The organism is Ruminococcus turbiniformis (genome assembly GCF_020687545.1).
GTDB lineage: Bacteria > Bacillota > Clostridia > Lachnospirales > Lachnospiraceae > Mediterraneibacter > Mediterraneibacter turbiniformis.
Map to the genome: position 1 here is coordinate 38,042 of NZ_JAJEQX010000006.1, position 23,789 is coordinate 61,830.

Below are 23,789 nucleotides of genomic sequence, written 5' to 3' on the forward strand. Positions count from 1 at the left end.
CAATTAATATAACTAAAGTTTTGTTATAAGTCATGCTAATTTCTTTTTCCGTTTTTCAACAAACCGCGGAATCAGGCTTATCACAAACAGGACAAGCAGCATCCCGATAAAGAGAAGGCCGATCCGGATAACCATATCGTAGAACAGCCCTTCCGGGAGCATGCGGATCATATAGTCTGTGGCCGGGTCAAACAGCCAGAGGTCATTGTCGAAAAAGATGTGATGGAACTGCACGAACACCGCATTGAAATCAATCACGGACGCCAGTCCGATTAAGAGCACCGCGGCTCCGGATATCGCAAGCGATATATGATAGGAGCGCGGAAGGATCTTTTTCAGATCCGCCTTCGTCAGGATGAGAAAAATCAGGCAGATGACTGCCGCAGCGCACGCGCCCAGACGGAGATTGAGTCCTCCGATAAACAGGTCTCTTACCTCTCCCATGTGGAAGCGGTCCTGCTCATTGAAAAAGTCCTGTTCTGTGCCTTCCACTGTAGTAATGACAGAGAGCGTATCCCTGTCTCCTCTCAAATACGCCATCATCTCCCGGGTTACGTGCATCGTATCTTCCATTGTCATACCCAGATCATCCAGCACATCGTACTTCTCATACTCTTCCCTGTACACGTCAAAATCCGCGTACATCGCAATCTCAAAACTGGTGATCAGCGCTGCAATGATTACTGCAAAGGCAAGAATCACCCCTGCAGCCCAGTGCAGTTTCTTCATAATTTTCATTCCTTTCCTCTGTAATATTGTAATTATTTCTTCCATCCCTTATAATAAAACCAGTATTTATTAGGGGGTCTTATAATGATTGACATAAACTATGAACTGTATAAAGTATTTTACCATGTTGCATCCACGCTGAACTTTTCTGAAGCATCCAAGCAGCTCTTTATCTCTCAGTCCGCTGTCAGCCAGTCCATCAAGACACTGGAGCGCAAACTGGATCAGACGCTGTTTATCCGGAGCACAAAGAAAGTACAGCTCACCCCGGAAGGAGAAATTCTCATGCGCCATATCGAGCCCGCCATGAACCTGATTCAGAAAGGGGAAGCGCAGCTTCTTGACGCCGCGTCCACCGGAGGACAGATCCGCATCGGAGCCAGCGATACCATCTGCCGTTACTTTCTGATTCCCTATCTGGAGCGCTTCCATAAAGCGTTTCCGAAAGCCCATATCAAGGTCGTAAACCAGACGTCCATGAAATGCGCGGAACTTTTAAGAAGCGGGCTTGTCGATCTGATCGTCGTCAACTATCCGAACAGTTATCTAGGAACAGCAGCAGCCGTCCGGAAGATCCGGACATTCCACGACGTTTTCATCGCCGGGGATACCTTCCAGGAACTGAAAGGACAGACGCTCTCCTTTGCAGAGCTTCTGAACTATCCGATCCTCATGCTCGACAAAAACAGCACGACAAACGAATTCCTTCACCAGGTTTTCCAACAGTACCAGCTCGACCTTGTCCCAGAGATTGAGCTTACGAGCAATGATCTTCTGATTGATCTTGCACGGATCGGTCTCGGCATCGCTTTTGTCCCGGACTTCTGCATTCCCAGATCCGGCGGCATCTTCCCGATCCGCACGGAAGAAAAACTTCCTGCCAGGGAGCTCGCAATTGCGTACAACGAAAGCCTGCCGCTCTCCCGCGCCACGAAAGAATTTTTAAGTTATTTCCAGAATTCTTCCATATAAGTTTCCATTGTGACGGCATTACAGGTTCTGCAGTTTTCCCACTCTCTCGGGAACAGCTCCCTGTACTGCCGCCTTAAAAACCGTTCATCCAGAAGGAGAATCATGCCCTTATCCTGCTCCGTCCGTATTACGCGCCCCGCCGACTGAAGCACTTTGTTCATGCCCGGATAGAGATAGGCGTATTCAAATCCCGGCATGTCTCTTCCGTCAAAATACTGTTTCATGATCTCACGGTCATTGCACACCTGCGGGATCCCTGTTCCGACGATCACCGCGCCGATCAGCCGGTCTTCCGCCAGATCGATTCCCTCGGAAAAGATTCCTCCCATCACACAGAATCCCACCAGACTGTTCTCCCTCTCCTCGTCAAAGCGGGCGAGGAACGCTTCTCTCTCAGGTTCTCCCATATTCTGGGACTGGACAACCGTCTCCGCGAGTCCGGGATATTCCTCACAGATAAGAGAAAACTGTTCGCACACCTCTTCCATCACACGGTAGGAAGGAAAGAAGGCCATGTAATTTCCTTTCTTGGTGCGGACTGCTCTCGCGATGTAGTCCGCAATCTTCCGGTACATCTCTGTCCCTCTCAGAGTGTATTTTGTACTCACATCCCGCCCCTGGAGAATAAGCCGGTTCTCCGGCGGAAAAGACGATTCCGCATAGATCGCGTAATCGTCCGTCTCCACAGAGAGGAGTTTTCTGTAATAATGGATCGGAAGCAGTGTAGCGGAAAAGAACACGGTTCCTGTTCCGTACTCGAGATAATTCTGAAGGTTCACTGCCGGGTTTACGCAGAAAAGCTTCAGCCTAAACATTCCGTTTTCTTCCAGCTCACAGTATATCACATAATTCTCATCCATTATATCGTGGATATTGACAAAAGACCGCACCTGAAAATACAGATCCCGCACTTTTTCCCTGAGATCCGGATCCGACTGCTCTTCCATGAAACTTTCCATAACAGACAGCAGATTCATCAGCTTCAGGGCAATGTGCGACACGCTGTCCAGCACCACATAGTTCTCGCACTCTTTCTTGAGCGCGAGGAAAAGCCGGTTTACCCCGTCCAGACTGCGTGCGAGAGACGGACTCGCCCCTTTCACCGCCCTTTTCAAATCGAGGAAATCTTCCTTATAGAGGACAGCGCTGTACATCTCTCTGCCCCGCTCCACAAGATTATGTGCCTCATCGATCAGAAAGATATACTCTCCCCCTGCTCCTTCAGAGAAAAACCTCTTCAGATGCGCTGTCGGATCAAATACATAATTATAGTCGCAGATCACCGCATCTGACCAGACCGATACATCCAGCGCCAGCTCAAACGGACAGACGCGGTATTTCTGCGCCTGTGCCTCGATCACTTGGCGGCTGAACTCATCTGTACCGGTGATCAGATCAAAAACCGCATCGTTTACCCTGTCAAAATGGCCCTTCGCATAGGGACAGTCATCCGGATTGCAGGTTGTTTCCCCGCAGAAGCATAACTTTTCCTTTGCAGTCAGGGTGATTGTTTTCATGGACAATCCCTGTTCTTTGAGCGTACGGAATGCCTGCTCGGCCACCGTGCGGGTGATCGTCTTCGCCGTGAGATAAAAGATCTTGTCCCCAAGTCCCTCTCCCACCGCCTTGACCGCAGGAAACACGGTGGAGATCGTCTTTCCCACACCGGTCGGCGCCTGAATAAAGAGCTTCTTCTTTCTCAGAATCGTCCGGTAAACCGCAGCCGCCACATCCCGCTGTCCCTTTCTGTATGGGAAGGGGAACTCCACTGTGCGGATTGAGAGATCTCTCTTTTTCTTCCACTCCATCTCAAACTCCGCCCATTTTCTGTAGCGGCGGACGAGATCGTCAAACCACTCCTCTAATTCTTTCACCTGAAACGGAACGAGAAAGCGCTTGATCTCCTCCGTATCCAGATTGCAGTACGTCATCTGGACTCCGATCTCACCCAGATCATGCTGTACGGCGTAAATATATGCATAGCACTTTGCCTGTGCCAGATGAACGCCGACCGGACTCTCAACATGCCTCAGATCCCGGAGCACTCCTTTGATCTCATCCACTGTCACCTCACGGTGCCCATTCTCCTCTTTTTCAATAATGCCGTCCGCACGTCCCTCTATCTGAAGCGTAAAATCCCCGCACGGAATCTGTATCTTCAGACTGACTTCCGCGTGGTACTCCGGCCCCATGCGCCGCTGAATCTTCCGGTGCAGACGTCCCCCCATGAGCATGGCATCTCTGTCCATGCTTCCGGAAACACGGTTGTCTATATCTCCTTCTCTTAAGATAAATTCCACAAGGCTTCGGACAGAAATACGGACGACTTTGTTTTCATTTTCCAATTTATATGACACTGCCTTTGCACTCTGTCTCTTATTTCACCGGAGCCGAAACTCACAATGATGTTTCTATCATAATCTTATTTTACCGGTTAGACAACCTTTTTCCTGGAATTCCGGCATGTTATCCCTGTATCTTAAGGGAAGATGTCCCCTCTGACACCGCGGATTTTCCCTCTCTTTCACAGAGACCGACTCGAAAAAGCACCTCCAAAGCTCCTCATAATCCCTCTCATCATCCGAAAGATCTTCCACAGCCTCCCCGTCCGGCAGCTCTCCCCAGACAAGTTCCCATCTGCTCTGTTTCCGGTGTACGAGAGAGACCTGATGCGTCTTGTCGAAAATCAGCCAGTTTTCCAGAGGAAACCGGTCGGAAAAATGATCTCCGATGCATGTGAGCACCTGGGCTTTGGGGGAGATCTCTGAAAAGAGGATTCCGTTTTTCAGTTCCCGGAAACGGATAAACTCCTCGTACACATGCGCCTCGTTGGCCACGCTTCTGCTCATGGCAAACACATTCGCCACATCCTCATTTCCGAGATGTTCCATAATCCGCCTGCTGTCCTTTAATTTCCTCGACTCCTGCATCGCATGGAAAACCGCATTTCCCTTCTGCGGGTTGTCCGAGAGCAGCGCGTGATAGATATCCCAGCAGGCGTTGTATCCGAGATACCGCTTGATCATCCGTTCCAGGCGGAAAGCTTTCTGAGACGTCTCCTCCACCGCCTGATATTCGCAGAAAAGCTGATGCTGTACATGGCCGCGTATCTCGACGCCCGCATCGCCGTCCCGGTTCTCCTTCCATGCATCATGGAGCGCAGAGTACAGTCCCGTAATCGTATCCGTGCAAACGTATATCTGCTTCATATTCCATTCACCCCGCTGAAATTCACATCATCAAAAAGAGTCATCTGCCTGTACGTCATGCCGTCCACCCCTGACGGAAGCCGCTCCTTCGTGTTTAGAAGATTCCTCGTAATATAGTCCTCATCAATCCGCACCGGATACATCATCTTTCCCCCGCACGTGATAAAGTACAGGGCCCGTTTGAGCACAACGCCCATCTTCTTCAGATCTTCAAACGTCAGAGAAGCGTGTCTGCGCGCTTTCACAATCCTGTCTGCAGACCTGTACCCGATCCCCGGCACTCTTAAAAGCATCCGTTTGTCCGCCCGGTTGATTTCCACCGGAAACACTTCAAGATGCTTCAGCGCCCAGCAGCACTTCGGATCAAGGAGCACGTTGAAATTCGGATTGTCCTCGTCCAGAAGCTCCGATGCCTCAAACTGATAGAACCGAAGCAGCCAGTCCGCCTGATACAGCCTGTGTTCTCTCAGAAGCGGCGGTCCCTGCTCTCTCACGGAGGGAAGCGCCTTATCCTCATTTACCGGAACAAACGCGGAATAAAAAACCCGTTTCAGGTCAAACTTCCTGTACAGCGATTCCGCAACATGAAGGATCTGATAATCTGTCTCCGGTGTAGCCCCGATAATCATCTGCGTGCTCTGTCCCGCGGGAACAAACCGGGGAGCGTTTCTGTAAAGAACAATCTCGTCCCGGTTCCTTTCACGTTCGTTCTGAACAAGACGCATGGGCGTCAGAATGTTTTTTCTCGTTTTGTGCGGTGCAAGGAGACGCAGACTCTCCGCTGTGGGAAGCTCCATATTCACGCTCATTCTGTCCGCCAGATACCCGGTCATCCGGATCAGTCTCTGATCCGCACCGGGAATGGCCTTGACGTGGATATACCCCTGGAAATTGCACTCATACCGGAGTTTATACAGTGTCGCATAGATAAGCTCCATCGTGTAATCCGGACTTTTCAGAATCCCGGAACTTAAAAACAGCCCTTCTATATAATTTCTCCGGTAAAACTCCATTGTAAGGGTACACACCTCATCCGGAGTAAACGAGGCTCTCACCACGTCGTTGGATGACCTGTTAATACAGTATTTACAGTCAAATATGCACTCGTTTGTAAACAGAATCTTAAAGAGGGATATACACCTCCCGTCCGCTGAAAAACTGTGGCATATTCCCGCTTTCCGGCAGTTTCCCATACCGGTTCCGTCACCCTGTCTGTCCACTCCGCTGGAGGTGCACGCCACGTCATACTTGGCAGCATCGGAGAGTATGTGAAGTTTTTCGTACAGGGTCATCCCGCTCTGTATCACGTCCTGCATGTGCCCGCCCCTTTCTCGAACATTTGTTCGTATAAAAAGGATAGCACATACGTTCTGTTTTGTAAAGAGGGTTATAATCAGAAAAACGGAGATAAAGCCGCCCGAAAAGCGTCCATATCTCCGAAATCATCTGCATGATTATTCTATTATTTTAGTCGCATTCCCTGATGCGGTTTCTGAGCGGGAGCACCATTGCCGGTGAAACCGAAAGCTCATCCAGCCCCATGTCGATAAACTCCTGGGTCAGTTCAAGATCTGCTCCGAGTTCCCCGCAGATGCCGATCCAGGCTCCTTCTGCGTGAGCGCTCTCCGCTGCCATCCGGATCATTGCGAGTACTGCCGGATGATGGGGATCGAAAAACCGGTCCAGTTTATTGTTCTGGCGGTCAATCGCCAGCGTATACTGGGTCAGGTCGTTTGTTCCCACACTGAAGAAATCAACTTCCTTCGCAAGTTCACGGCTGACCATCACAGAAGCAGGCGTCTCGATCATGATACCGAGTTCCACATCCTCCTTAAATGGAATGCCCTCGCTTCTGAGCTCTTCTTTCACTTCCGCGATAATCTCCTTGATCTGCTTCACTTCATCGACCGAGATGATCATCGGGAACATGATGGAAATATTTCCGTACACAGCAGCCCGGTAAAGAGCTCTGAGCTGCGTCTTGAATATCTCGGGTCTTGTCAGGCAGATACGGATCGCCCGGTAACCAAGCGCCGGATTTTCCTCTTTGTCGAGTCCGAAGTAATCGACCTGCTTGTCCGCCCCGATATCAAGCGTGCGGATGATAACCTTCTTTCCGGCCATGCTCTCCGCCACCTGCTTGTAAACAGAAAACTGCTGCTCCTCTGTCGGGAAATCGGAATTCTCAAGATACAGGAACTCACTGCGGAACAGTCCGATTCCGCCTGCATCGTTTTTGAGCACCGCACCCAGGTCGGACACATTGCCGATGTTGGCGTACACGTTGATCTTCCGTCCGCTCTTTGTCACATTTTCCTTGCCCTTGAGCTGTTCAAGGAGTGCCTTCCGGTCCAGATCTTTCTGGCGCTTTTCGGTCATCTCCTTCATCGTCTCCTCGTCAGGCTCAATGTAAATCGTTCCTGTAAATCCATCCACAACAGCTGTTTTTCCATTATACTCCGGCGAGAGCTCCTCTCCCAGGCCGATAACAGCCGGGATATTCATCGTACGGGCAAGAATTGCCGTATGGGAATTGGCGGAACCGAACTGGGTGGCAAATCCGAGAACCTTGCTCTTGTCAAGCTGCACTGTCTCACTCGGAGCCAGGTCATCCGCAGCGATAATGCACGGCTCTGACATCTCTTTCAGGCCTGTGTCCACACCGCAGAGAATATCCAGCACACGCTCTGACACATCCTTTACATCGGCTGCCCTGCCCTGCATGTACGCGTCATCCATGGCGGAAAACATCTTTGCAAAGTTGTCAGCTGTCGTCGCAACGGCAAACTCCGCATTTACTTCCTGGGTACGGATGATGTTCTCGATGGATTCAAGATAGTCCAGATCCTCAAGCATCATCTGATGGATTTCGAATATCATCGCGTTCGCCTCACCCACATCTTCAAGTGCTTTGTCGTAAAGCCCCTGAAGCTGGGAAACAGCGGCATCCTTTGCCTCCTGGAATCTCTTCCACTCTGCGTCCAGATCATCGACATGCGTCCTCTTAATCACCTTTTCGCTTCTCTTATAAAACAGAAGCTTTCCGATGGAAACGCCGCCGAATACACTTTTACCAGTTATCGTAACCATAATTTATAAATCCTCCTTAACCTGATTTATAAATTTTCTTTGAAGAATGTCTCCAGCTCTGCGATTGCCTTCTCTTCATCAGCTCCATCCGCTGTGATTGTGACTTCATCGCCATTCTTTACTCCGAGTCCCATCACTCCGAAGATTCTCTTTGCGTCCGCGCTCTTCTCGCCTTTGGCGATCTTAACCGCTGACGCATATCCTGCCGCCTGCTTTACGAGGATTCCTGCCGGTCTTGCATGGATTCCTTCCGGGTCTGTGATCACATATTTAAATTCTTTCATTTCTGCATGTCCTCCTTTAACATTAGCATTTGTTACTAGTATATAACACATTATCAGACTTTTCAATCATAATTCCCTGTCCTCTGACAGGCAGAAACGCCCGTCAGTCCGCCGCATCTGAGCATCAGTCGAAAAGCGGCGTGGAGAGATATCTCTCTCCTGTGTCCGGAAGAAGCGCAACAATCACTTTCCCTGCATTTTCCGGCTTCTTCGCTTCCTCTATCGCAGCGTGAAACGCCGCGCCTGACGTGATTCCTGTCAGAATGCCCTCTCTTGCCGCGAGAAGTTTTGCCGCTGCATACGCTTCCTCCTCCGTGACACGCGCAATCCGGTCATAAATCCCGGTATCAAGCACTTCCGGCACAAATCCGGCACCGATCCCCTGAAGTCCGTGAGGACCTGCATTCCCTCCGGAGAGCACCGGTGATCCGGCCGGCTCCACCGCGATAATCTGAACGTCCTTTTTCTGCTCTTTTAAATACCTTCCGACGCCGGTCACTGTGCCGCCGGTTCCGGCTCCGGCAACAAACAGATCTACGGTTCCTTCCGTGTCCTCCCAGATCTCCGGCCCGGTTGTCAGATAGTGGGCCTGCGGATTCGCCTCATTTACAAACTGTCCGAGCACGACCGCATTGTCCGATTCCTTTTCGAGTTCAGACGCCTTTTCAATGGCTCCGGCCATCCCTTTTGCGCCTTCTGTGAGAACAATCTGCGCCCCGTAGCCCAGGAGCAGCTTTCTGCGCTCAATGCTCATCGTCTCCGGCATGACAAACACGGCTTTGTACCCTCTTGCCGCTGCCACGGCAGCGAGTCCGATCCCTGTATTTCCGCTTGTAGGCTCAATAATCGTCGCTCCGGGGCGTATCCGTCCGCTCTTCTCCGCGTCTTCAATCATGTTAAGGGCAACCCGGTCTTTCACGCTTCCGGCAGGGTTGAAATATTCAAGCTTTACAAGGATTTTCGCCTTGAGTCCGAGCTCTTTTTCTATATTTTCCGCCTCCATAATCGGGGTTTTCCCTATCAGCTCTGTTACACTGTGATATACTGCCATTTTCTGTTACCTCCCTGATGCTGATTTGATTTTCCTCCTTTATACCACGCCTCCCCCTCACTGTCAATGTGACGGATTTAAATACTTTTGTATAATATTACAAATGATCAAGAAATTCATTGACTTTCATTGTGAAACATGCTAAACTGAGGCAGTATCAGATCTTAAGAAGACCCGGTACTGAAACTTTATTATCTTATGGAGGGTTACACAATGACAGGTACAGTGAAATGGTTTAACAACCAGAAGGGTTACGGATTCATCTCCGACGCTGAAGGCAATGACATCTTTGTTCATTACTCAGGACTTGTGATGGACGGATTCAAGACCCTGGAAGAAGGCCAGTCTGTCGAATTCGATGTGACAGAGGGCTCAAAAGGACCACAGGCAACAAATGTAGTGAAACTTTAATCAGATTTTTTAATGTACCTTTTAATATATAAACTGGCTAGATTTATTATTAAAAAGCAATACAGAGAAAAGAGATTAAAAAGGAACCCCGGATGGCTCTACTGTCATCCGGGGTTCCTTTTCGTCCGTATCGCCTCTGCAAACCGGCTCTACAGCTTTGTATTTGAGACATATGCCTCCGCTGCTTCCCATACGTCGAAGCCGCTTCCTCTTAAAATATCAGCGACACGAACCGGATCGTCACACTTGAGAACAGCAGACGCGTCCGTGCCGTTTGCAAACGCATACATATACTCAATATTGATGTCTCCATCCACAATCTGATGCATGGCCCGGCTTAATGATCCGGTCTCATGCGGCACTCTCAGCGCAACCACATCTGTGAGCATGGCTGTGATTCCATTGTCTCTTAAGACTGCCTTTCCCTTGTTCGGATCTGACACGATCATCCGGAGCATTCCGTATTCCGTCGTGTCCGCCAGACTGAGCGCAACTATATTCACATCATTTCCGGCGAGGACAGAGAGGACTTCGTCAAGCCTTCCCTCCCGGTTTTCAAGAAATACCGATAACTGCTGAATCGTAACTCCCATATCTTCTCCCTCTCTTTCCTACAGTTTCCTGTTGTCGATGACACGGACTGCCTTTCCTTCACTTCTCTGGATCGTCTTCGGCTCAACAAGTTTCACTCTTACAGATACGCCGAGCGCTGTCTTGAGAACAGCCGCGATCTTGTTTCTCAGTGCGTCAAGTTTCCGGATCTCATCGGAGAATACGGACTCGTCTACTTCCACCATGACAGTCAGGACGTCCATGTTGTCCTCTCTGTCCACAATCATCAGATAATGCGGTGCAACCACGCCGCCCATGGAGAGAAGCGCCGTCTCAACCTGTGTCGGGAATACATTGACTCCGCGGATCACTTTCATATCATCTGTTCTGCCCTTGAACTTGGAAATTCTCGGCAGCGTTCTTCCGCATTCACATGTGCTGTGATCGATACTTGTCAGATCCTTCGTGCGGTAGCGGATCAGAGGCATCGCTTCTTTCGCAAGCGTCGTGAACACAAGCTCTCCTGTCTCGCCGTCCGCGCATTTCTCATGCGTTGCGGGATTGAGCACTTCCGGATAGAAATAATCGGCGTGAACATGAAGTCCTGCTTTGTGGATGCAGTCCTGCGCAACCCCGGGTCCGGTGATCTCGCAGAGTCCGTAAATATCGAAGCAGTTGATATGAAGGATGCTCTCAATCTTCCGGCGCATCTCTTCCGTCCACGGTTCTGCTCCGTGGATTCCCGCTTTGAGCTTCATGCTGTCGACTTTTCCCGCCTCCTGAATTGACTCGGCAAGATACAAAGCATAGGAAGGGGTACATGCAAATGCTGTCGCTCCCAGGTCTTCCATACACATCATCTGTCGCTTGGTATTTCCCGCCGACATAGGTATTGCCGTCGCGCCCAGCGCCTTCGCGCCGAAGTCGAGGCCCAGGCCTCCTGTGAAAAGTCCATATCCGTAGCAGACGTGAATAATATCCTCATCTGTAAGTCCGGCCATGGTCAGTCCTCTGGCCACGCATTCTCCCCAGACATCCACGTCCTTCTGAGAATAAGGCGCGATTGTAAGCTTTCCCGTCGTTCCCGATGTGCCCTGCACGCGGACAACATCTTTCATCGGGATCGCCAGAAGACCAAATGGATAATTATTCTTCAGATCCTCTTTTGTCGTGAACGGAAGTTTCTCGATATCTTCAATTGACTTGATATCGCCGGGCTCGACCCCTCTCTGCTGCATCTTTTTGCGGTAGAATTCTACATTTTTATAGACTCTGTTCACTACTTCGACAAGTCTTTTGCTCTGCAGATCCGCCATCTCATCTCTGCTCATGCACTCGATTTTCGGATCGCGGATCCGCTCCACCCAGTTTTCCAATGATACTCCTGCCATTTTCTTTCTCCTTTAATGTGTTTCTCTTATAATTCTTCTTCCTCTACGAGCTTGACATCCGCCGCCCGCAGGACTTCTTCCGCCTTGCCAAAATCGTCTGTATGAAATACCATGACCGGAGCTTTTCCTTTGCGGATCACGAAAGAATAAATATAATTCACATTAATCCTGCCTTCTGCCAGGATTTTAAGCATCTGGTTTAAGTTACCCTGCTCATCTTTCAGCTCTGCCCCGATTACCTCGCTGACTCTCGTGACGAATCCCTTCTCTGTCAGACTGTTCTTAGCCTGAACAGGATCATCCACGACAAGACGCATAATTCCGAATTCCGGCGTATCAAACGTTGAGATTGCACGAATATTTACGCCCGCATCGGACAGAACCGAAGTCACCTTAAGCATACTTCCCGGCTGATTTTCCACAAATACCGATATCTGCCTGATCATTGCTATCACCACCCTTCCCTAAAATATAACTGTTCTACTTCAGACTGTATCCCACGTCGAAGGCCTTCTTGTTGATCTCAATCGTCTTCGGCGGAACGGTCTTCTCGATTACGTCATACCACTGTTCTTTTGTAAAATCCATATGCTGTGCAGCAACGCCGAGCACGATCAGGTTGAATACTTTCGGATTTCCCAGCTTTTTGGACTCTTCCGTCGCATCCACGCGGTAAACCTTGTGGCTCTCTGCAAGTTTTTCAAGAATATTTTCAGGGTATTCAGCGTTTCCGATCACAACGGGCATCGGATCGATTCTCCAGTCATTTACAATCAGGACACCGTCCTTTTTCAGAAAATGGGAGTAACGGAGCGCCTCAAGCCGCTCAAAGGCAATGATCACATCCGCCTGGCCCTCTTCCACGATCGGCTCAGCCACTTTGTCGCCGTACCTCACAAAGGTGACAACGCTTCCCCCGCGCTGTGCCATTCCGTGTACCTCGGACAGCTTCACGTCATATCCTCCGGCTATGGTAAGTCCGCCGAGGATTCTGCTGGTGAGCAGTGTCCCCTGGCCGCCCACACCGACAATCATAATATTCTTTACCGACATTCTACTCACCCTCCTTTACCAGTTCAATGGCATCGAATTTACACAGATCCCTGCAGAGTCCGCATCCGGTGCACATCGTATCGTCGATACGGATCGTACCGTCCGCATTCTTCGTCATGGCCGGACATCCCGGCTTCATGCACATGCCGCATTTCTTACACCTGTCCGCATGGGCTGTGTAGAGCGGTTTTTTCCTCTTGTCGAGCAGCACGCATGGCGTCTTTGTGATGATCACCGACACCTCATCCTTTGCCGTCTCCTCTTTGATTGTCTTCTCGAGAAGCGGAAGGTCAAAGGCGTTGATCTCATATACGTTCTTCACGCCCATGGCGCGGCAGATGCCCGGAATGCTGATGGCATAGGTCGGATCTCCCTGGAGCGTCTTTCCTGTTGCCGCATGATCCTGATGTCCGGTCATTCCCGTCGTTGAATTGTCGAGAATGATCACGGTTCCCGTGGCATTGTTGTATACCATATTCATAAGGGAGTTCACACCGGTATGCATGAAAGTAGAATCTCCGATCACTGCCACCCAGTTCTTTATGTAGTCTTTGCCCTTCGCCTTCTCCATTCCGTGAAGCGTGGAGATACTGGAGCCCATGCACATCGTCGTGTCGATGACACTTAAGGGAGCCACCGCGCCGAGTGTATAGCATCCGATGTCTCCGGCAGCGTGCATTTTCAGTTTGTTCAGCACATAGAATACGCTTCTGTGGGGACATCCCGGACAGAGAATCGGCGGTCTTCCCGGTGCCTCGGCCGGCTTCGCCATATCAGGCTCCTCTTTCAGAATCGCCTTTCTGAGCATATTTGCACTGTACTCGCCCTGGACAGTGAAGATCTCTTTTCCGATCGCTTTGATTCCCCAGGATTTCACCTGCTCCTCAATGACGGGATCGAGCTCCTCCACAATGTAGAGCGTCTCCACCTTTGAGGCAAAGTCCTCGATCAGCTTTCTCGGAAGCGGATTGACCATTCCGAGCTTTAAGACTGACGCCTCCGGCAGCGCTTCCTTCACATACTGGTACGGAATTCCGCTTGTGATGACGCCGATCTTTGTATCGTTCATCTCTACCGTGTTGATCGGCAGTGTATTTGCCGCTTCCGCAAGCTCGTTATTTCTCTTCTCAATCTCAATGTGACGGAGCTTCGCGTTGCCCGGCATCATGACGTTTTTCCCGATATTTTTCTCATAGGGCCTGTCTTCCGGCACAATCCTCTCCTTTAACTCTACAAGTCCCTGGGAATGTGCCAGTCTTGTCGTTGTACGGAAAATGAACGGGCGGTCATACTTTTCGCTCAGCTCAAAGGCAGTTTTGAAGAAATCCTTCGCCTCCGCACTGTCCGCCGGCTCGATCACCGGAAGCTGCGCCGCACGCGCCACCATTCTCGTATCCTGCTCGTTCTGGGAGCTGTAAAGTCCCGGATCGTCTGCCACGACGATGACAAGTCCGCCGTTTACTCCCATGTAGGATACCGAGTAGAGCGGATCTGCCGCCACGTTCAGTCCTACATGCTTCATGCAGGCCATGGCACGGACACCCGCAAGGCTGGCTCCCACAGCGACCTCCGTCGCCACTTTCTCATTCGGCGCCCACTCCTCGTAGACATCATCTTTATACTGAACGAGATATTCGCTGATCTCCGTACTCGGTGTTCCCGGGTAGGCGGATGACACTTTGACTCCCGCTTCGTAAGCGCCCCGGGCAATCGCCTCATTGCCCAGCATGATTACTTTCTCTGCCATATCATAAACCATCCTTTCGTAAATCTGTCACTCTTCTCGCTTTCCCCTCGAAGCGCTGCAGTGAGTTCGGCGCCACGAGGCGGAGCTGCGTCGCAAGTCCGAGCTGCGACTTCAGAGCCCTCTTAATTTTTCCTTCCAGTTCGCTTAACTTCGCGTAGCTGTCAAGAAGTCTGTCGTCGATCAGCTCTACTGTGATCGTCATCACATCAAGCCGGTTCTTTCTCTCCACGAGGATCTCGTAGTGCGGTCCGATCTCGTCGATCTTTAAGAGCACTTCCTCGATCTGTGTCGGGAATACATTCACGCCGCGGATGACAAGCATGTCATCGGCGCGCCCGGAGATATTTTCCATTCTCGCCGTTGTTCTGCCGCATCTGCACGGTTCGTACATCAGCCTTGTCAGGTCGCCGGTACGGTATCTGACAAGCGGCAGCGCCTCTTTTCCGAGACAGGTCACGACAAGTTCGCCAAGCTCACCCGGCGGAAGCACTTCCTCCGTCTCCGGATTGATAATCTCGGGAATAAACCAGTCTTCATTGATGTGCATTCCGCACAGTTCCGTACATTCTCCGGCCACGCCCGGGCCGCACAGCTCGCTCATGCCATAGTTCTGTGTACAGACAAACTGGTCTCCCCAGACTTTGTGCATCTCGTCTCTCATCGGCTCAGTCATTCCCTCGCCGCCGAAAAGTCCGGTGCGGATCTTCAGATCCTTCTTCGGATCCATTCCTCTTTTCCGGATCTCCTCCCCGAGATGCAGCGCGTAGGACGGCGTCGCCACAAGAAGCGTCACTCCCATATCCTTAAGAAACATGATCTGCTTGTTCGTATTTCCGGAAGACATCGGGATTACGGATGCGCCGATCTTCTCCAGGCCCCCGTGAAGTCCGAGAGCACCGGTAAATGTCCCGTATCCGAAAGAAATCTGTGCCACATCTTCCTCTGTAGCGCCTCCCATGCAGGCAAGCCTTGCCACATTGTTAAGCCACATGTCCAGATCGTTCCTCGTATATCCAACCACAGTCGGCTTTCCGGTTGTCCCGGAGCTTGCGTGGTAGCGGACTATTTCCTTCTTATCCACGGCAAAAAGGCCGTCCGGATAATGGTCCCGGAAATCTGCCTTGTATGTAAAAGGCAGCCTCTTCAGATCGTCTAGTGTCTGAATATCTTCCGGTTTTACCCCCGCCGCATCCATCTTGTCGCGGTAAGGTTTCACTCTGTCATAAATATAGCGGACCGTACTTTTCAGCTTTGTAAGCTGTATGGCTTCAATCTCGCTTCTGGGCAGAGTCTCTTCTTTCGCCCATATCATTGTGTGTATCCTCCTTCGGTTAAAGTTCGCCTTTGGATAGTATATCACATTACTTTGACGAGTTAAAGTGGAAAATTAAGTTTGTCCGGAAGAAAAGCGGAAATGCGTTTTACAAAAGGAGCCGGGATTTTCACTCCCGGCTCCTTTCTGTCTCCGTGATCTGCATTCAGATCAGCAATCCGTCTTCAATTCCGTAATCCGGCAACGATTCCGCAGTCTGCCGTCAGGACTGCAATCCGTCATCAGCAGAGCGGATATTTATCTGTCAGCTCTTTTACCATTTTGCGTGCCTTCTCCACGTTGTCCTCGCTCTCGATGACCATGGCGATGATCTCCGCGATCTTATCCATATCGTCTTCTTTCATCCCTCTTGTCGTAACGGCAGGTGTTCCAAGTCTGACACCGCTTGTGACAAACGGGGAGCGGGGATCGTTGGGGATCGTGTTCTTGTTGCAGGTGACATAGGCGTCGTCCAGACGCTTCTCAAGCTCTTTTCCGCTTACGTCGGTAGCCGTCAGATCCACCAGCATCAGGTGGTTGTCCGTGTCACCGGATACGATCTTTACGCCCCTCTTCTTAAGCCCTTCACAGAGCGCCTTCGCATTTTTCAGAATCTGCTTCTGGTACTCTTTAAACTCCGGCTGGAGCGCCTCTTTAAAACATACCGCTTTCGCCGCGATCACGTGCATCAGCGGGCCGCCCTGGATTCCCGGGAACACTGCCTTGTTGAAGTTGAACTTCTCATTCATCTCATTGCTGGAGAGGATCATGCCTCCGCGGGGTCCTCTTAATGTCTTATGCGTCGTCGTAGTAGTCACATGCGCGTACGGGATCGGGCTCGGATGAAGGCCTGCTGCCACCAGTCCGGCAATGTGCGCCATATCTACCATGAGGTATGCTCCGACTTCGTCCGCGATCTCGCGGAAACGCTTGAAATCGATCGTTCTCGCATAGGCGCTCGCCCCTGCGATGATGAGCTTCGGCTTACACTCCTTCGCGATCTCAAGAACCCGGTCATAGTCGATCACGCCCTCGTCATTGACTCCGTAGGGGACAACATTGTAATACTTTCCGGACATATTGACCGGTGAACCGTGGGTTAAGTGTCCGCCGTGATCCAGGTTCATCCCCATGTAAGTGTCTCCCGGCTGAAGGATGGCGAACATCACTGCCATATTCGCCTGCGCTCCGGAGTGGGGCTGTACATTGGCATACTCACAGCCGAACAGCTCTTTTGCGCGCTCTCTTGCGAGGTTCTCGGCCACGTCGACACACTGACATCCGCCGTAGTATCTCTTTCCCGGATAGCCTTCCGCGTATTTGTTCGTCAGCGGACTGCCCATGGCTGCCATCACTGCTTTGCTCACCCAGTTCTCGGATGCGATCAGTTCGATATGAGAGTTCTGTCTCTCCATCTCGTCTTTGATGGCTTCCGCAATTTCCGGGTCTGTTGTCATGATCTCGTCGAAGTCGTACATTCTCATTTTCCTCCCAATCTGTCGTTTTCAGTAATTTCACTGCAACGCAGCTATTATACCATACAGAAAATGATTCCATCAACTGTTTTCCTTACAGATCAAACAGGGACAGCTGGTTGCTCTGGGGCAGATCGCCGAACAGTCCCAGCCCCTGCATCAGATCGATCACCGTCTTGCTGACCTTGGTCCGCTGCCGGAAGTCGTCAAGGGACAGATACGGTCCGTCCTTTGACGCTTCCTCTACAGCCTCCGCCGCCTTGTCTCCCATTCCCTCAATGCTGGCAAGGGACGGCATAAGCTTTCCGTCAATGATCTGGAACATCCGTGCTTTCGCCCGGTAAATATCGATGGGCATGAACTCAAACCCGCGGGCATACATCTCCTGGACGATCTTCATGTCTTTCATAACGTCCTGCTCTTTCTTGCTTAAGGAATCGCTGCGCCGCTTATAGTCTTTCATGTAATAGTCCAGCTTGTCCTTCCCCTGGCACATGATCTCATAGGAGAACGCATCCGCACGGATTCCGAAATAGGCCGCGTAGTACGCCAGCGGATAATTGATCTTGCAGTAGGCGATGCGGTACGCCATCATGACGTAGGCCGCCGCGTGGGCTTTCGGGAACATATAGCTGATCTTCTTGCACGACCAGATATACCAGTCGGGCACGTCTTTTTCCTTCATGGCCTCCTCCCACTCGGGCTTCAAGCCTTTTCCCTTACGCACGCTCTCCATGATCGTAAAGGCGAGGGCACTCTCCACCCCTTTGTTGATCAGGTAGATCATGATATCATCTCGGGTACAGATCGCCGTGGAAATCGTCGCCTTTCCGGATTTTACAAGCTCCTGTGCGTTTCCGAGCCACACGTTCGTTCCGTGTGACAGTCCGGAAATGCGGATCAGGTCCGAAAGCGTCTGCGGCTTCGTATCCTCCACCATCTGGATAACAAAGTCGGTTCCGAACTCCGGGATTCCCAGACACCCGAGGCGGCATCCGTCAATATCCTCCGGCTTGATGCCGAGCACTTCAGTGCCGTGGAAAAGTTCAATCACTTTCCTGTCGTCAAGAGGGATCTCCGTAGCGACAAACGGATGTTCTTCATTATATTCGTTATCCATCGCATCCGAGGTGATATAGTCCTCCAGTGTACGGATCATGGTCGGATCATCGTGTCCGAGAATATCAAGCTTTAAAAGGTTATGGTCGATGGAGTGGTAGTCAAAATGAGTTGTGATGATTCCGCACTCCATATCATTGGCCGGATGCTGCACCGGCGTAAACTCGTTGATGTCATGGCCGTGGGGAAGAACGACGATTCCTCCCGGATGCTGGCCTGTGCTTCGCCGGATTCCCGTGCATCCTTCCGTGATTCTCTCGATCTCGCACCGCCGCTTTCGCTGTTCGTGCTCCTCATAATAGTTCTTCACAAATCCGTAGGCCGTCTTATCCGCCAGTGTTCCGATCGTTCCCGCCTTGAACGTATGCCCCTCTCCGAAGAGCACCTCCGTGTATTTGTGCGCTTTCGCCTGATAGTCTCCGGAGAAGTTCAGGTCGATATCCGGCTCCTTGTCTCCCTTAAATCCGAGGAACGTCTCGAAGGGGATATCAAATCCTGCCTTCACAAGCGGCTCCCCGCACACAGGACAGTTCCGGTCCGGCATGTCGAATCCGCAGCCGCCGGCGTAGGAGCGCACCTCCTCGGACTCAAAATCACTGTAGTGGCACTTCCTGCAGTAATAGTGCGGGCTTAGAGGATTAACCTCCGTGATTCCCGCCATGGTCGCCACAAAGGAGGAACCAACCGAACCTCTGGAACCGACCAGATATCCGTCTGCATTGGACTTCCACACCAGCTTCTGCGCGATGATATACATCACCGCATAGCCGTTGGATATGATGGAACTCAGCTCTTTTTCCAGTCTCTCCGACACCTGGACAGGCAGGTCTTCGCCGTACATCTCATGGGCTTTCCGATAACAGATATCTCTCAGCTCCTGATCCGAGTTCTCGATTACCGGCGGACACTTGTTTGGGTTCACCGGGGAGATTTTCTCCACCATTCCCGCGATCTTCACCGGGTTGTCAATGACGATCTCCCGGGCTTTTGCAGCCCCCAGATAGGAGAATTCCTCCAGCATCTCGTCCGTTGTGCGCAGGAACAGGGGTGGCTGCACATCCGCGTCGTCAAATCCCTTTCCCGCCATGATAATCCGGCGGTACACCTCGTCCTCCGGGTCAAGGAAATGCACGTCGCAGGTTGCCACCACGGGCTTTCCGAACTTCTCTCCCAGCTCCACGATCTCCCGGTTGATATTCTGGAGATCTTCCACCGAGTTTACATCCGGCGTACGGTCGCTCTCGATCATAAACCGGTTGTTTCCCACCGGCTGGATCTCATAGTAATCATAAAAATCCGCCAGTCTGGCGATCTGCTGTGCCGAACGCTTTTCCAGTACGGCCTGGTAGAGTTCTCCGGCCTCGCAGGCGCTTCCGATGAGAAGTCCCTCCCGGTGTTCGTTCAGAAGGCTTTTGGGAATACGCGGCCTCCTTCCGTAGTAGGTCAGATGGGACTCTGTAATCAGGTGATACAGGTTGTATCGGCCGATGTCATTTTTTGCCAGAATAATAATATGGTGGGTCGGCATCTTCCGGATCGCGTTCACATTCCGGTCGCCGTAGTGATTGACTTCCTTAAGCGTCGTGATGCCGTCCTTTTTCAGCATCTCCACAAATTTTACGAAAATCTCTGCGGTTGCGCCCGCGTCGTCCACCGCCCGGTGGTGATTCTCAAGGGAGATATTCAGCGCTTTCGCCACAATATTGAGCTTGTATTTGGACAGCGTCGGAAGCAGCACTCGCGCAAGCGCCACTGTATCCACATAGACAAAATGATCGTCAAGTCCCAGGCTGCGGCAGTTCTGCTCGATAAATCCCACGTCAAACCCTGCGTTGTGCGCCACCAGCACGCCGTCTCCGATAAACTCGAGAAACTTCGGCAGCACCTCCTCGATGGGAGGAGAATCCATAACCATCTCGTCCGTTATACTCGTCAGATTCGTGATCTCAAAGGGGATCGGACGTTTCGGGTTGACAAACGTACTGAACCGGTCTGTAATCTTTCCGCCCTCCACCCGGACCGCTCCGATCTCTATAATCCGGTCCCGGATGCTGCTGAATCCCGTCGTCTCGATATCGAATACAATGTACGTGTCATCCAGATTTTCGTCTCCCGCATTCACCGCAATCTCGGTCAGGTCGTCCACCACATAGCCTTCCACGCCGTACAGAATCTTAAACGGGTCGTCCTTGTCCAGCGTCTCTATGTAATGGTTTGCGTCAGGAAACGCCTGGGCCACGCCGTGATCTGTGATTGCGATGGCCGGATGGCCCCAGTCGTGGGCCCGCTTTACAATATTCTTCACCTCAGAGACGCCGTCCATATCGCTCATCTTCGTATGGCAGTGAAGCTCCACCCGCTTGACCGGGCTTAAGTCTTCCCTTGAGACAGTAAAGTCCCCGATCTTCTTAATTCCGGTCACAGATCCGATCGTCAGCTCTCCGTCAAACTTGTCGATGGTGGTGATTCCCTTGATCTTGACAAAAGCTCCTTTTTTCAGCTCGCCCAGTATCTCCGGGAGCTGATCGTTCCTGGTGAACATCTTTACCGTGATCGTATCCGTAAAATCCGTCACCGCGAACATGACGATGGTCTTCTCATTACGGATCTCCCGCGTGTCAAAATTAATAATCTTTCCGTGGATGGTGATCTCCCCCATCTCCGTCACAACCTGATCAAGCGTAATCGGCTCATCGTCAAAGTTTCTTCCGTAGATCAGGTTTGGATCATCTCCCACCTTGACCGGGCGGTAAAAGTCTTTCTTCCGGAACTCTCCCTTTTTCCCGAACTTCTTCCCCTGTTCTTCCCGGCCTGATTTCGCCCCCGGCGTGCTGCCCGAAGCGCTTCCCGCCTGGGAGGGAGCGGCAGACGAACCGCGGGAGACGCCGCCCTTGACCGATACGTTCTCTCCGGATGCATCCCCGTCCTCCGCCGGGCGCTCTCTCACCTCTTCGCCCCGCTGTCTCGCGCGCCGCTCAAAGATCGCATTGATCTCCTGCTGGACTCTCTGCTCGTCATATTCCCGGCTGCTGCTCTTTTCCGGCTTTCTGTAGGAGATCCGGATATCCGCCGGGATATGGAACCGTTTGGAAAAAATCTCATCCAGAAGACCGATAATCTCTTCCTTCCGCCCCTCGGATACGATCGTGTCGAGCAGTTCAAGAATGATCACACTGTCCTTCTCGTAGCTGATCTCCGCGTGAGCGAACATGCTCGACGCCAGCACGCTTGTCTCCTTGAGTTCCTCGATAATACTTTCCCGGTACTCATGCATGAGCGCCTTCGCCGTGTACTGCCCCGAAAGAGTGTACTCCTCCACAATACGGACATTCACCGCCACTGTTCCGAAAAGCTGTTCCTTGATCCGGTGTTCCATCATCCGGATCTGCTTTTTCTGAATCAGATGCCTGCTCAATATATGTACGCGGAGAAAATCACGGTTCGAGTTCGTCGTGATTTTCTTTACTTCCACATCCGCGAAAAGAATCTGTATGTCATCCTCCACTTTCAGAGTAGGGAATACATTGAAAAAAACTTTGCTGTTCTGTACCTGTTCCAATTCAAAGGCTCCTGTCTTGTTCGTTGTCAGTCATTCCAGTGCAGAAGTTCCTCCCTGAGCGTGTCAAGGAGTTCTTCTTCCTTTACCTTCTTAACGATCTCTCCCTTGCGGATCAGAAGTCCCTCTCCGACTCCTCCCGCAATTCCGATATCCGCTTCCTTCGCCTCTCCGGGGCCGTTCACCGCACATCCCATCACCGCGACTTTGATATCAAGCGGAATATCCGCGACCATCCGCTCCACCTCATTCGCAAGGCCGATCAGGTCGATCTTTGTCCGTCCGCATGTGGGACAGGAGACAACCTCGATTCCGCCTTTCTTAAGTCCAAGCGTCTTCAGGATCAGTTTCGCCGTGCGGATCTCCTCCACCGGGTCTCCCGTCAGAGAGACGCGGATCGTGTTTCCGATTCCCTTGTTGAGAATAATCCCGAGACCCACCGAGGATTTCACGTTTCCGGACCAGACCGTCCCGGACTCTGTGATTCCCACATGAAGAGGATAGGGACATTCTTTCGCGATCAGTTCATGGGCCTCGACGCACATGAGAACGTCGGAAGACTTGATGCTCACCACAAGGTTGTCATACCCCATGTCTTCGATCATATGCACTTTGTCCAGGGCGCTCTCCACGATTCCCGCCGCGGTCACGCCGCCGTACTTTTCGAGAAGCGGTTTCTCCAGGGAGCCGCTGTTTACTCCGACACGGATCGGAATCCCATGCTCTTTTGCACTGTCAACCACTGCTTTCACCCGCTCTTTTGAACCGATATTGCCCGGGTTGATCCGGATCTTGTCCGCACCGTTTTCTATTGCGGCGATGGCAAGCCGGTAGTCAAAGTGAATGTCCGCCACAAGCGGGATATGGATCCCCTTCTTTATTTCCCGCAGCGCCTCCGCAGCTTCCATTGTCGGAACCGCGCACCGGACGATCTCACATCCGGCCGCTTCAAGTTTCAGAATCTGGGATACCGTAGCCCTGACGTCCTCCGTCTTCGTGTTCGTCATGGACTGAATCGCAACCGGATTGTTCCCTCCGATTTTCACACTGCCGATGGCAATCTCTTTTGTCTGATTTCTGTACATTTTGTCTCCTCTCCTCCCTTTTCTTCCGCGTCTTTCCTGCAGTCTCTTCATCCGCTTCACATATTCCGCGCATTATTGCAGGCTCTTCATTCGCCGCATACTGCAATGATAAAATAAATCATCCCAGATGCAGGAGCGGGGCCAAATGTATGTTCCTCAGAACCCCACTTGACCCCTTTTTGATCACTACGTATTTTTATAATTCATTCCGCGTCTGCTGTCACTCTTCGCGCACAAACACCATCTGGTCTCCGTATTCGCGCTCGGTGAGCGTCAGCGTATCCTGCTCCACATTATAGTCGTAAGAGCCGGAAAGCACACCTTCCGCCTGACCGTATGCCTCCGTCTGGATAGTAAAGATCTTGTTCTTCGTGTCCACGAAATACTCCGCGGTCACATCCTGCTCCGTACCCTCGGCATCCATTCCGGTCATGGTCATCTCTCCGTCATCGCCGATCTCAATCATCGCGCCGCTGTCCTCGCTCACCCACGTTCCTTCCAGAGGATTGGAGGTGAACAGCTTAATAATAAAAAATGCTGCCACAATGATGATAATCACCGAAGAAACCGTGAGAACCGTTCTCCACAGCGTACTTCTTTTTTCTTCGTTATTCTCAAGAATCATATAATATTTCCCTTCTTTTCCTGTCTTCCATTATACGGAATTCATCCGGCACTGTCAACCGTGCGGAGCTCATCCTGTGCAGAACCCGTACCGGCTCCGCATGTCCTCACCCGGGAGTCGCTGTCCCT

General features: G+C 51.5%; 19 protein-coding genes. 2 read left to right on the top strand and 17 right to left on the bottom strand.

Annotated elements, in window-relative coordinates; translation table 11 throughout:
* Positions 1-30 precede the first annotated feature (30 nt).
* Positions 31-738 (bottom strand): TIGR01906 family membrane protein, encoded by a 708-nt coding sequence (locus LKD70_RS04840; protein ID WP_407690905.1) that lies wholly within the window; start codon positions 736-738, stop codon positions 31-33.
* 78 nt (positions 739-816) lie between these two features.
* On the opposite strand from LKD70_RS04840, the gene LKD70_RS04845 reads away from it, so the two are divergent.
* A complete protein-coding gene (locus LKD70_RS04845) occupies positions 817-1,701 on the top strand; it encodes a LysR family transcriptional regulator (RefSeq protein WP_407690908.1) in 885 nt (294 codons plus the stop codon).
* Here LKD70_RS04845 and LKD70_RS04850 read toward each other — a convergent pair.
* The 6 genes from LKD70_RS04850 to cysK form a co-directional block, all read right to left on the bottom strand.
* The gene (locus LKD70_RS04850) at positions 1,677-4,046 is read right to left on the bottom strand and encodes an ATP-dependent DNA helicase (RefSeq protein ID WP_227706908.1); all 2,370 of its coding nucleotides are present in this window, start codon (positions 4,044-4,046) and stop codon (positions 1,677-1,679) included. The genes LKD70_RS04845 and LKD70_RS04850 overlap by 25 nt on opposite strands.
* Before the next feature lie 69 nt (positions 4,047-4,115).
* Complete coding sequence (locus LKD70_RS04855; protein ID WP_227706909.1) at positions 4,116-4,910, bottom strand: TIGR03915 family putative DNA repair protein; 795 nt, start codon at positions 4,908-4,910, stop codon at positions 4,116-4,118.
* Positions 4,907-6,226, bottom strand: a complete 1,320-nt coding sequence (locus LKD70_RS04860; RefSeq protein ID WP_227706910.1) for a putative DNA modification/repair radical SAM protein — start codon at positions 6,224-6,226, stop codon at positions 4,907-4,909. Before LKD70_RS04860 ends, LKD70_RS04855 begins: the two co-directional genes overlap by 4 nt.
* 151 nt (positions 6,227-6,377) lie before the next feature.
* Positions 6,378-8,000, bottom strand: coding sequence for a phosphoenolpyruvate--protein phosphotransferase (ptsP, locus tag LKD70_RS04865; RefSeq protein WP_227706911.1), 1,623 nt, complete (start codon positions 7,998-8,000; stop codon positions 6,378-6,380).
* 26 nt (positions 8,001-8,026) lie between these two features.
* Positions 8,027-8,284, bottom strand: a complete 258-nt coding sequence (locus LKD70_RS04870; RefSeq protein ID WP_227706912.1) for an HPr family phosphocarrier protein — start codon at positions 8,282-8,284, stop codon at positions 8,027-8,029.
* Between the two features lie 124 nt (positions 8,285-8,408).
* Complete coding sequence (gene cysK / locus LKD70_RS04875) at positions 8,409-9,335, bottom strand: cysteine synthase A (protein WP_227706913.1); 927 nt, start codon at positions 9,333-9,335, stop codon at positions 8,409-8,411.
* 213 nt (positions 9,336-9,548) lie between these two features.
* Between cysK and LKD70_RS04880 the strand changes: the two genes are divergently transcribed.
* Positions 9,549-9,746, top strand: a complete 198-nt coding sequence (locus tag LKD70_RS04880; RefSeq protein WP_227706914.1) for a cold-shock protein — start codon at positions 9,549-9,551, stop codon at positions 9,744-9,746.
* Between the two features lie 149 nt (positions 9,747-9,895).
* Here LKD70_RS04880 and LKD70_RS04885 read toward each other — a convergent pair whose 3' ends face one another.
* From LKD70_RS04885 to LKD70_RS04930, 10 genes are all read right to left on the bottom strand, one after another.
* Positions 9,896-10,339 (bottom strand): amino acid-binding protein, encoded by a 444-nt coding sequence (locus LKD70_RS04885; RefSeq protein WP_227706915.1) that lies wholly within the window; start codon positions 10,337-10,339, stop codon positions 9,896-9,898.
* Between the two features lie 18 nt (positions 10,340-10,357).
* Entirely contained in the window at positions 10,358-11,689 is a 1,332-nt protein-coding gene (locus LKD70_RS04890; RefSeq protein WP_227706916.1) for a phenylacetate--CoA ligase family protein, read from the bottom strand.
* Between the two features lie 26 nt (positions 11,690-11,715).
* Positions 11,716-12,135: an ACT domain-containing protein gene (locus LKD70_RS04895; protein WP_227706917.1), complete on the bottom strand. Its 420-nt coding sequence runs from the start codon at positions 12,133-12,135 to the stop codon at positions 11,716-11,718.
* Positions 12,136-12,169: 34 nt separating this feature from the next.
* Positions 12,170-12,742 (bottom strand): indolepyruvate oxidoreductase subunit beta, encoded by a 573-nt coding sequence (locus LKD70_RS04900; RefSeq protein WP_227706918.1) that lies wholly within the window; start codon positions 12,740-12,742, stop codon positions 12,170-12,172.
* 1 nt (position 12,743) lies between these two features.
* Positions 12,744-14,489, bottom strand: a complete 1,746-nt coding sequence (gene iorA, locus LKD70_RS04905) for an indolepyruvate ferredoxin oxidoreductase subunit alpha (protein WP_227706919.1) — start codon at positions 14,487-14,489, stop codon at positions 12,744-12,746.
* Position 14,490: 1 nt separating this feature from the next.
* Positions 14,491-15,801, bottom strand: a complete 1,311-nt coding sequence (locus LKD70_RS04910; RefSeq protein ID WP_227706920.1) for a phenylacetate--CoA ligase family protein — start codon at positions 15,799-15,801, stop codon at positions 14,491-14,493.
* Between the two features lie 242 nt (positions 15,802-16,043).
* Positions 16,044-17,279: a serine hydroxymethyltransferase gene (glyA, locus tag LKD70_RS04915; protein WP_227706921.1), complete on the bottom strand. Its 1,236-nt coding sequence runs from the start codon at positions 17,277-17,279 to the stop codon at positions 16,044-16,046.
* Between the two features lie 91 nt (positions 17,280-17,370).
* Positions 17,371-21,954, bottom strand: coding sequence for a PolC-type DNA polymerase III (locus LKD70_RS04920; RefSeq protein ID WP_227706922.1), 4,584 nt, complete (start codon positions 21,952-21,954; stop codon positions 17,371-17,373).
* A 26-nt stretch (positions 21,955-21,980) separates the two neighbouring features.
* The gene (ispG, locus tag LKD70_RS04925; RefSeq protein ID WP_227706923.1) at positions 21,981-23,036 is read right to left on the bottom strand and encodes a flavodoxin-dependent (E)-4-hydroxy-3-methylbut-2-enyl-diphosphate synthase; all 1,056 of its coding nucleotides are present in this window, start codon (positions 23,034-23,036) and stop codon (positions 21,981-21,983) included.
* Between the two features lie 220 nt (positions 23,037-23,256).
* On the bottom strand, positions 23,257-23,661 hold the full coding sequence (locus LKD70_RS04930; RefSeq protein WP_227706924.1) for a hypothetical protein: 405 nt from the start codon (positions 23,659-23,661) through the stop codon (positions 23,257-23,259).
* Positions 23,662-23,789 lie beyond the last annotated feature (128 nt).

Excerpts from the sequence above, each read along its gene's own strand:
- LKD70_RS04840 (WP_407690905.1), bottom strand. The coding sequence starts at position 738 with ATGAAAATTATGAAGAAACTGCACTGGGCTGCAGGGGTGATTCTTGCC.
- LKD70_RS04855 (WP_227706909.1), bottom strand. The coding sequence starts at position 4,910 with ATGAAGCAGATATACGTTTGCACGGATACGATTACGGGACTGTACTCT.
- LKD70_RS04860 (WP_227706910.1), bottom strand. The coding sequence starts at position 6,226 with ATGCAGGACGTGATACAGAGCGGGATGACCCTGTACGAAAAACTTCAC.
- ptsP (WP_227706911.1), bottom strand. The coding sequence starts at position 8,000 with ATGGTTACGATAACTGGTAAAAGTGTATTCGGCGGCGTTTCCATCGGA.
- LKD70_RS04870 (WP_227706912.1), bottom strand. The coding sequence starts at position 8,284 with ATGAAAGAATTTAAATATGTGATCACAGACCCGGAAGGAATCCATGCA.
- cysK (WP_227706913.1), bottom strand. The coding sequence starts at position 9,335 with ATGGCAGTATATCACAGTGTAACAGAGCTGATAGGGAAAACCCCGATT.
- LKD70_RS04880 (WP_227706914.1), top strand. The coding sequence starts at position 9,549 with ATGACAGGTACAGTGAAATGGTTTAACAACCAGAAGGGTTACGGATTC.
- LKD70_RS04885 (WP_227706915.1), bottom strand. The coding sequence starts at position 10,339 with ATGGGAGTTACGATTCAGCAGTTATCGGTATTTCTTGAAAACCGGGAG.
- LKD70_RS04890 (WP_227706916.1), bottom strand. The coding sequence starts at position 11,689 with ATGGCAGGAGTATCATTGGAAAACTGGGTGGAGCGGATCCGCGATCCG.
- LKD70_RS04895 (WP_227706917.1), bottom strand. The coding sequence starts at position 12,135 with ATGATCAGGCAGATATCGGTATTTGTGGAAAATCAGCCGGGAAGTATG.
- LKD70_RS04900 (WP_227706918.1), bottom strand. The coding sequence starts at position 12,742 with ATGTCGGTAAAGAATATTATGATTGTCGGTGTGGGCGGCCAGGGGACA.
- iorA (WP_227706919.1), bottom strand. The coding sequence starts at position 14,489 with ATGGCAGAGAAAGTAATCATGCTGGGCAATGAGGCGATTGCCCGGGGC.
- LKD70_RS04910 (WP_227706920.1), bottom strand. The coding sequence starts at position 15,801 with ATGATATGGGCGAAAGAAGAGACTCTGCCCAGAAGCGAGATTGAAGCC.
- glyA (WP_227706921.1), bottom strand. The coding sequence starts at position 17,279 with ATGTACGACTTCGACGAGATCATGACAACAGACCCGGAAATTGCGGAA.
- ispG (WP_227706923.1), bottom strand. The coding sequence starts at position 23,036 with ATGTACAGAAATCAGACAAAAGAGATTGCCATCGGCAGTGTGAAAATC.
- LKD70_RS04930 (WP_227706924.1), bottom strand. The coding sequence starts at position 23,661 with ATGATTCTTGAGAATAACGAAGAAAAAAGAAGTACGCTGTGGAGAACG.